7 protein-coding genes and 2 pseudogenes are annotated in these 6,077 nt (G+C 65.5%); 1 reads left to right on the top strand and 8 read right to left on the bottom strand.

The features are described 5' to 3' along the window. The 8 genes and pseudogenes from VN856_RS04865 to rpmH form a co-directional block, all read right to left on the bottom strand. Positions 1–826, bottom strand: an 826-nt coding sequence (locus tag VN856_RS04865; protein WP_325686696.1) for a ParB/RepB/Spo0J family partition protein, incomplete at its 3' end; no start/stop codon positions are given. Then, a complete protein-coding gene (locus VN856_RS04860) occupies positions 823–1,770 on the bottom strand; it encodes a ParA family protein (protein ID WP_414686871.1) in 948 nt (315 codons plus the stop codon). The genes VN856_RS04860 and VN856_RS04865, both read right to left, overlap by 4 nt. After that, entirely contained in the window at positions 1,767–2,495 is a 729-nt protein-coding gene (gene rsmG / locus VN856_RS04855) for a 16S rRNA (guanine(527)-N(7))-methyltransferase RsmG (RefSeq protein ID WP_325686694.1), read from the bottom strand. The genes VN856_RS04860 and rsmG overlap by 4 nt, the downstream gene beginning before the upstream one ends. A gap of 64 nt (positions 2,496–2,559) precedes the next feature. Next, positions 2,560–3,091 (bottom strand): annotated as a pseudogene (locus VN856_RS04850) (protein jag); the annotation flags it as partial. Between the two features lie 142 nt (positions 3,092–3,233). After that, positions 3,234–4,307 carry a membrane protein insertase YidC gene (yidC, locus tag VN856_RS04845; RefSeq protein WP_325686700.1) on the bottom strand — a complete coding sequence of 358 codons (1,074 nt, stop codon included), beginning with the start codon at positions 4,305–4,307 and terminating at the stop codon, positions 3,234–3,236. After that, the gene (gene yidD, locus VN856_RS04840; protein ID WP_325686698.1) at positions 4,291–4,575 is read right to left on the bottom strand and encodes a membrane protein insertion efficiency factor YidD; all 285 of its coding nucleotides are present in this window, start codon (positions 4,573–4,575) and stop codon (positions 4,291–4,293) included. Before yidD ends, yidC begins: the two co-directional genes overlap by 17 nt. A gap of 47 nt (positions 4,576–4,622) precedes the next feature. Beyond that, entirely contained in the window at positions 4,623–4,967 is a 345-nt protein-coding gene (rnpA, locus tag VN856_RS04835; RefSeq protein WP_325686690.1) for a ribonuclease P protein component, read from the bottom strand. A 23-nt stretch (positions 4,968–4,990) separates the two neighbouring features. Next, the gene (gene rpmH, locus VN856_RS04830; RefSeq protein WP_293001408.1) at positions 4,991–5,134 is read right to left on the bottom strand and encodes a 50S ribosomal protein L34; all 144 of its coding nucleotides are present in this window, start codon (positions 5,132–5,134) and stop codon (positions 4,991–4,993) included. 574 nt (positions 5,135–5,708) lie between these two features. Here rpmH and VN856_RS04825 point away from each other — a divergent pair. Further along, positions 5,709–6,077 (top strand): annotated as a pseudogene (locus tag VN856_RS04825) (chromosomal replication initiation protein DnaA); the annotation flags it as partial.

Raw genomic sequence — 6,077 nt, 5'->3', positions numbered from 1 at the left:
GGATCGGCTTGCGTCGCGGCGCCGGCGGCTGTGTCGGCTCGCTCCGATTGGCGAGCGTGACCGCCTCTTCGGTGGCCCGCACCGACAATCCCTCGGCCACGATCCGCGCGGCCAGGGCCTCCTGCGCTTCCCCTCCGGCCTCAAGCGACAGCAGCGCCCGGGCGTGCCCGGCCGACAGCACGCCGGCCGCGACCCGGCGCTGGACCGCGATCGGCAAGCGCAGCAACCGGATCATGTTGGTGATCAGCGGGCGTGACCGACCGATCCGGGCGGCGAGTTCTTCGTGGGTGACATCGAACTCGTCGAGCAGTTGCTGATAGGCCGCCGCCTCTTCCAACGGGTTCAACTGCGCTCGGTGGATGTTTTCCAGAAGAGCGTCACGCAGCAGATTGTCGTCGGCCGTTTCCCGCACGATCGCGGGGATGGCGGTCAGGCCTGCCGTCTGGGCCGCGCGCCAGCGCCGCTCCCCCATGACGAGTTGGAAGCGCGCTCCACTAGGCGCGTCGAGTGCGCGGACGACGATCGGCTGCATGAGGCCGAACTCGCGGATCGAGTGCACCAATTCGGAGAGCGCTTCGTCGTCGAACACCTGCCGCGGCTGACGCGGGTTCGGCTCGATCAGGGCCGGATCGATTTCGCGGTAGACCGCGCCGATATCGGTCGGGGCGCCGGCGGGTGTGGGTCCGCCGAACATCACGTCGGCGGCCGCGGCACCGAGTCGCGGCCCATGCGGCGTTGGGTCCTCGCCACCTTCGGCCGGCCCGGTGGGAATCAGCGAAGCCAGGCCTCGCCCGAGGCCACCTTTTCTACGCGACGCTTGGCTCATCCACGGTCCCCTTCATCGGCGGCTGGTCGACCACGCTCGGCGAGTTCGCGGCTGGCGTCGAGGTAACTCATCGCACCGCGGGACCCGGGATCGTAATCGATGATGGTCATGCTGTAGCCCGGCGCTTCGGACACTTTCACGCTGCGCGGGATCACGGTGCGTAACACTTTGGTTCCAAAGTAGCGACGGACTTCGTCGGCCACCTGGTCTGCCAGCTTGGTCCGTCCGTCGTACATCGTGAGGATCACGGTGCTGACGTCCAGCCGCGGATTCAGGTGCGCCTTCACCATCTCGATGTTGCTCATCAATTGCGACACTCCCTCCAGCGCGTAGTACTCGCACTGGATCGGGATCAGCACCTCGGGTGCGGCGACCAATGCGTTGATCGTCAGCAGTCCCAGCGACGGCGGGCAGTCGATGAAAACGTAGTCGAAGTCGACGGTGTCGAGTTCGGCCAGCGCGGTCTTCAACCGGTTTTCCCGGGCGACCATGCTCACCAATTCAATCTCGGCGCCGGCCAGGTCGATGGTCGACGGCACGCAGAAAAGGCGGTCGCTGTGCGGACTCTGGCGCATCGCGTCCTTCAGATTGATCTCGCCGAGAAGTACCTCGTACGACGACGGGGTCCCCGAGTGCCGCTCGGTGATGCCCAGCGCGGTGCTGGCATTGCCCTGCGGGTCGAGATCGATCACGAGCGTTCGGAGTCCCTGGACGGCCAGTGCCGCCGCCAGGTTCACCGCGGTCGTGGTCTTACCGACGCCGCCCTTCTGGTTGGCGATGGTGAACAGGCGGCGCTGGCTGGGTCGGTTCAACGGCTGGTAGGCCTTGGAGAGCACTTGCATCGCGCGCTCGGCGGCCGCTCCGATTGGAGTGTCCAGCTCCGATGTTTCACGTGAAACATCCACGGCGCCGCCCGGGCCGAACGGGTCATCTGGGGCATTCATAGGCTCTCCCTCTTCGACCGTCGGCGCGACGGTTGCCTGGCCGCTTCCGGCTTCCCTCGCCGCGCAACCACCACCGTCGTCGGTGGGGACAAACAGCTCGCGCCACATTCCACCACCCTGGCATCGAATGCGCCCAACGCGGTCATCACGCGCCGATGTTCGAGGAGTTCGTCGCGGGCACGCTCGCCTTTGATCGCCACCATGCGGCCGCCGGGCCGAAGCAGAGGCAGGCTCCACCGGGTCAGCTTGTCCAGCGATGCCACCGCCCGGGAGACGACTGCATCGCATCCGCCGGCGGCCTCCCGGACCGCGGCGTCCTCGGCCCGTCCGCGTATCACCTCGACATCGAGACCCAGATCGGCAACGGCCATGCGGAGGAACTCGGCGCGGCGCGAGAGCGATTCCACCAGCACCACTCGGACTTCAGGCTTCGCGATAGCGACCGGCAGACCCGGAAGGCCGGCGCCGCTACCGATGTCCGCCACCCGCTCCCCCGGCTCCAACAGCTCGGTGACCGCGGCGCAGTTCAAAAGATGGCGGTCCCACAACCGCTCGACTTCGCGGGGTCCGATGAGTCCCCACTCGACTCCCATGTCCGCCAACAGCCCCGCGTAGCGCTCGGCGACACCGATCCGGTCGCCGAAGATCTTGCCCGCGGCATCGGGCGGTGGTGGTACTACGACTACAGCGCGGTCACGGGAATCGACATGTTTCACGTGAAACATCCCTCCCGTTCCGTGCCCGCTGCCGGCGCGCGCCCGAACTACATAGGTGTAACTCGGTGCTCGCTCAGTCGACCAAGACGACGACTCGGCGCCCTGGCTCGACGCCTTCGCTCTCGCTGTGGACCCCGCTGACCGCTGCGACGGCGTCATGGACGATCTTGCGCTCAAATGGCGTCATCGGTGCGAGTTCCTCGCGTTCGCCGCTTTCGAGCACCCGCTTGGCAACCTTGTCGCCCAGCGCGGCCAACTCCTCGCGGCGGCGGCGGCGCCAGCTGGCGATGTCGAGCATCAGCCGGCTGCGCACTCCGGTCTTCTGGTGCACCGCGAGCCGGGTCAGCTCCTGCAGCGCATCCAGCACCTCCCCCTTGCGGCCCACCAACTTTGCCAAGTCGTCGCTGCCGTCGATGCTGACGATCGCGCGGCTACCTTCCACGTCCAGGTCGATGTCTCCATCGAAGTCCAGCAGGTCGAGCAGTTCCTCTAAGTAGTCGCCGGCGATTTCTCCCTCGGCGACCAAGCGCTCTTCCAGATCGCCCTCGCCGTCGCCCTCGGCCGGAGCGGAGCCGTTGACGGCCTCCTCCAGGTCCTCGTGCGTCGTCGCCTCATGCGTGGCAGGTCCGTTGGTTTCGACATCGGTCATATCTGCTTCTTTCCCTTCCCGTACCCGGGCCTCGCCCGGTTAAGTCTGTCGTCCGATCGCACCGCAGAACCGCCGCGTCGCTTCGGCGGGCCCGTGGGTTAGCGTCTGCGCTTCTTCGGCTTCGCGCCCGGCCGTGGCGCGCGGCTGACTGGCTCGCCGCCCGCGGCCGAATCCGCGGCCGCACCGTTCCCCTCAGCACTGTCGCTCGCCGACGCACCATTACCGCCGGCCGACGGATTTCGCGTCGACCGCTTCGGTTTGGCACCGGGCGCCGGCGCGTTCGCGGACCGCCGCTCGATCGCCTCACGCTTCTTTTCCTCGTCTTCGCGCTCGATCATCCGGAACACGTAATGCTGCTGCCCGAAGGTCCAGATGTTGTTCGCGAACCAGTAGAAGATGATCGCCAGTGGCAGGAACGGCCCACCGACCACCACGCCGAGCGGGAACACATACAACGCCAGCTTGTTCATCATCGCGGTCTGCGGGTTGGCCGCGGCCTCCACGCTCTGCCGGGCCACCGACGCGCGGCTGTTGAAGTAGGTCGCGATGCCGGCCAGGATCATCACCGGCACGCCGACGGCGGCGACGGCCGGCCGACTGAACTCACTGAACGCCTCGAGGCTGGCTCCGCGTTGCGTCATGCTGGCGCCGATCGGTGCGCCGAACAGGTTGGCGTTGAGGAAGTGGTTCACGTCCGCGACGCTGAACACATAGTTGCCCAACTCGCGGTTGCGCTCGGGCGAAAGACCCAGCTGTCCGATGCCGGTCGAGGTCCGGTTGAAGCACCGAAGTACGTGATACAGGCCGAGGAAGACGGGGATCTGCACCAGCATGGGCAGGCAGCCCAGGATGGGATTGAACCCGTGCTCCTTCTGCAGCTTCTGCATCTCCAGCGCCATCCGCTGGCGATCCTTGCCGTACTTCTTCTGCAGCGCCTTGATCTGTGGTTGCAGCTCCTGCATCTGGCGGGTGGTGCGGATCTGGCGGACGAACGGGTTGTACAAGATCGCGCGCAGGGTGAACACGAGGAACATCACCGACAGCGTCCAGGTGAAGAAGCTCGCCGGGCCCAGGCCTGGTACCGCCGAGAAGGCCTTGTACCAGAGCCACATGATCGCCGAGACCGGGTAATAGAAATAGTCGAGGCTGAACGGATCAAAGGACAACAGAATCACTCTTCCCTAGCGGTGCTGGGGCGACCCAGTCTTGGACCCCGGCTCCCCGGCGCTCCGGTACCGGATCCCATCCTCCCCGATGCCACGGACCACATTTGGCCAACCGGACGGCGGCCAACCAACTCCCCCGAACCAAGCCGAACTCCGCCAGCGCGTCCACCGCGTACTGACTACAGGTTGGGGTGAAACGGCATGTCGGCAGTCGCAACGGCGACACCATGTGCCGGTAAAGCTGGATAACGAAAATCAACCCACGGATGACCATCGACTCGGCGCGTCGTACGGATCGAGCGCACCGTGACGTTATGTCATTCACCGCTTGGACCCCATCGTCTCGATACGCCGCAAACCGGCCCGTAGCTCCTCGCCCAATCTGGCGGAGACGACGTCCCGGCTGCTGGGCAGCGCACGGATCACGATGTGCTCCGACCGGTCGCATCCATCCATCACGTCACGCGCCACATGGCGGAGACGACGGGACAGTCGATGGCGTTGCACGGCCGATCCGACCGATCGCGAAACGATCAGTCCAAGCTTCGGGTCACCTGTCGCGCGCCGCATATAGATCACCAGATCCGGCTGCACAGCTCGCTTCCCGTGCTTGACCGTGGCGTCGAAATCGGTCGACCGCGTCATGCGGTTCCGCGCGGAAAGCACCGCTGTCCCACCGGGGTCGGATATCAAGCAGTTAGCGAGCGACGGCCCTTGCCACGCCGATTCGACACGATGGCCCGGCCGGCCCTGGTCCGCATCCGCAGACGGAAGCCGTGCACGCGGGCACGGCGCCGGTTATTCGGCTGGAAGGTCCGCTTGCCCTTTGCCACGACTCTCTCCTTGCTGCATCTGGCATCGTGTTCGACCCGGTTCCCCGGGCCGGTGGGTCATGCTTTCCCACACGACGCCTCGATAGGCTTTGTGTCTCGCTTGGTACCCGGCGCAGCCTCCGTGCTTGATGCTCGGATCGCAGCCGTATCGCCGACTTTCGGGCGACTGTATGAGGGTACTGACCGGCGTTCGCCCGGTCAAACCTGGCCAGAACGATCGACACTCTAGACGCTGATCCTTTACTGACGTCACACCCGCCACCGGTCCGCCTAGCAATGTTCTTCAAAGCCTTTCGAATGTTGCAGAACGGTTGGCCGTGAGCGACGAAAACTGTTAGCTTCGGGCGGTGCTGTTTCATACCGAAACGGCGCTAGACAACGAAGCGAGGATGGCAGATCGGCCTGCTAGCCAGCTGACTTCTGTTGGTTGTATCGAGCGCCGATCCCGCAAGCTGTCGGGGGTAAGCTGCGGCATGGCAGTGGCTGTCCTGTCCACACTTGTGGATAACCATGTGGACAGTTCGTTGTCGCAGGTACCGGTTGTACTTCGACGTCAAATCAGGGGGACCCGTCGTTGACCGAGGACCCCGGATCAAGCTTCGCCACGGTCTGGAGCGCGGTCGTCTCCGAACTCAACGGCGAACTAGCCACCGACAGCGCCGCCATCAACGGTGAGCCGTATGTTCCACCGCTGACACCGCAGCAGCGCGCGTGGCTGAATCTGGTCCAGCCGCTCACCATCGTCGAGGGGTTTGCTCTGCTGTCGGTGCCGAGCAGCTTCGTCCAGAACGAGATCGAACGTCACCTGCGAGCACCTATCACCGACGCACTCAGCCGGCGGCTCGGGCAGCAGGTCCAGCTCGGAGTGCGCATCGCGCCGCCGCCGGACGAGATCGACGAAGACGGTGAGGCCCTGGCCAGTGCTCACCAAAACTGGCCGTCG

The organism is Mycobacterium sp. (assembly GCF_035603715.1).
Classification (GTDB): domain Bacteria; phylum Actinomycetota; class Actinomycetes; order Mycobacteriales; family Mycobacteriaceae; genus Mycobacterium.
Note: the sequence above shows the minus strand (reverse complement) of the source record. Positions and strands in the feature narration are given on the sequence as shown.

Bases quoted from the DNA above. Each gene is read 5' to 3' on its own strand.
- yidD (WP_325686698.1), bottom strand. From the start codon at position 4,575: ATGGTCATCCGTGGGTTGATTTTCGTTATCCAGCTTTACCGGCACATG.
- rsmG (WP_325686694.1), bottom strand. From the start codon at position 2,495: ATGTTTCACGTGAAACATGTCGATTCCCGTGACCGCGCTGTAGTCGTA.
- VN856_RS04860 (WP_414686871.1), bottom strand. From the start codon at position 1,770: ATGAATGCCCCAGATGACCCGTTCGGCCCGGGCGGCGCCGTGGATGTT.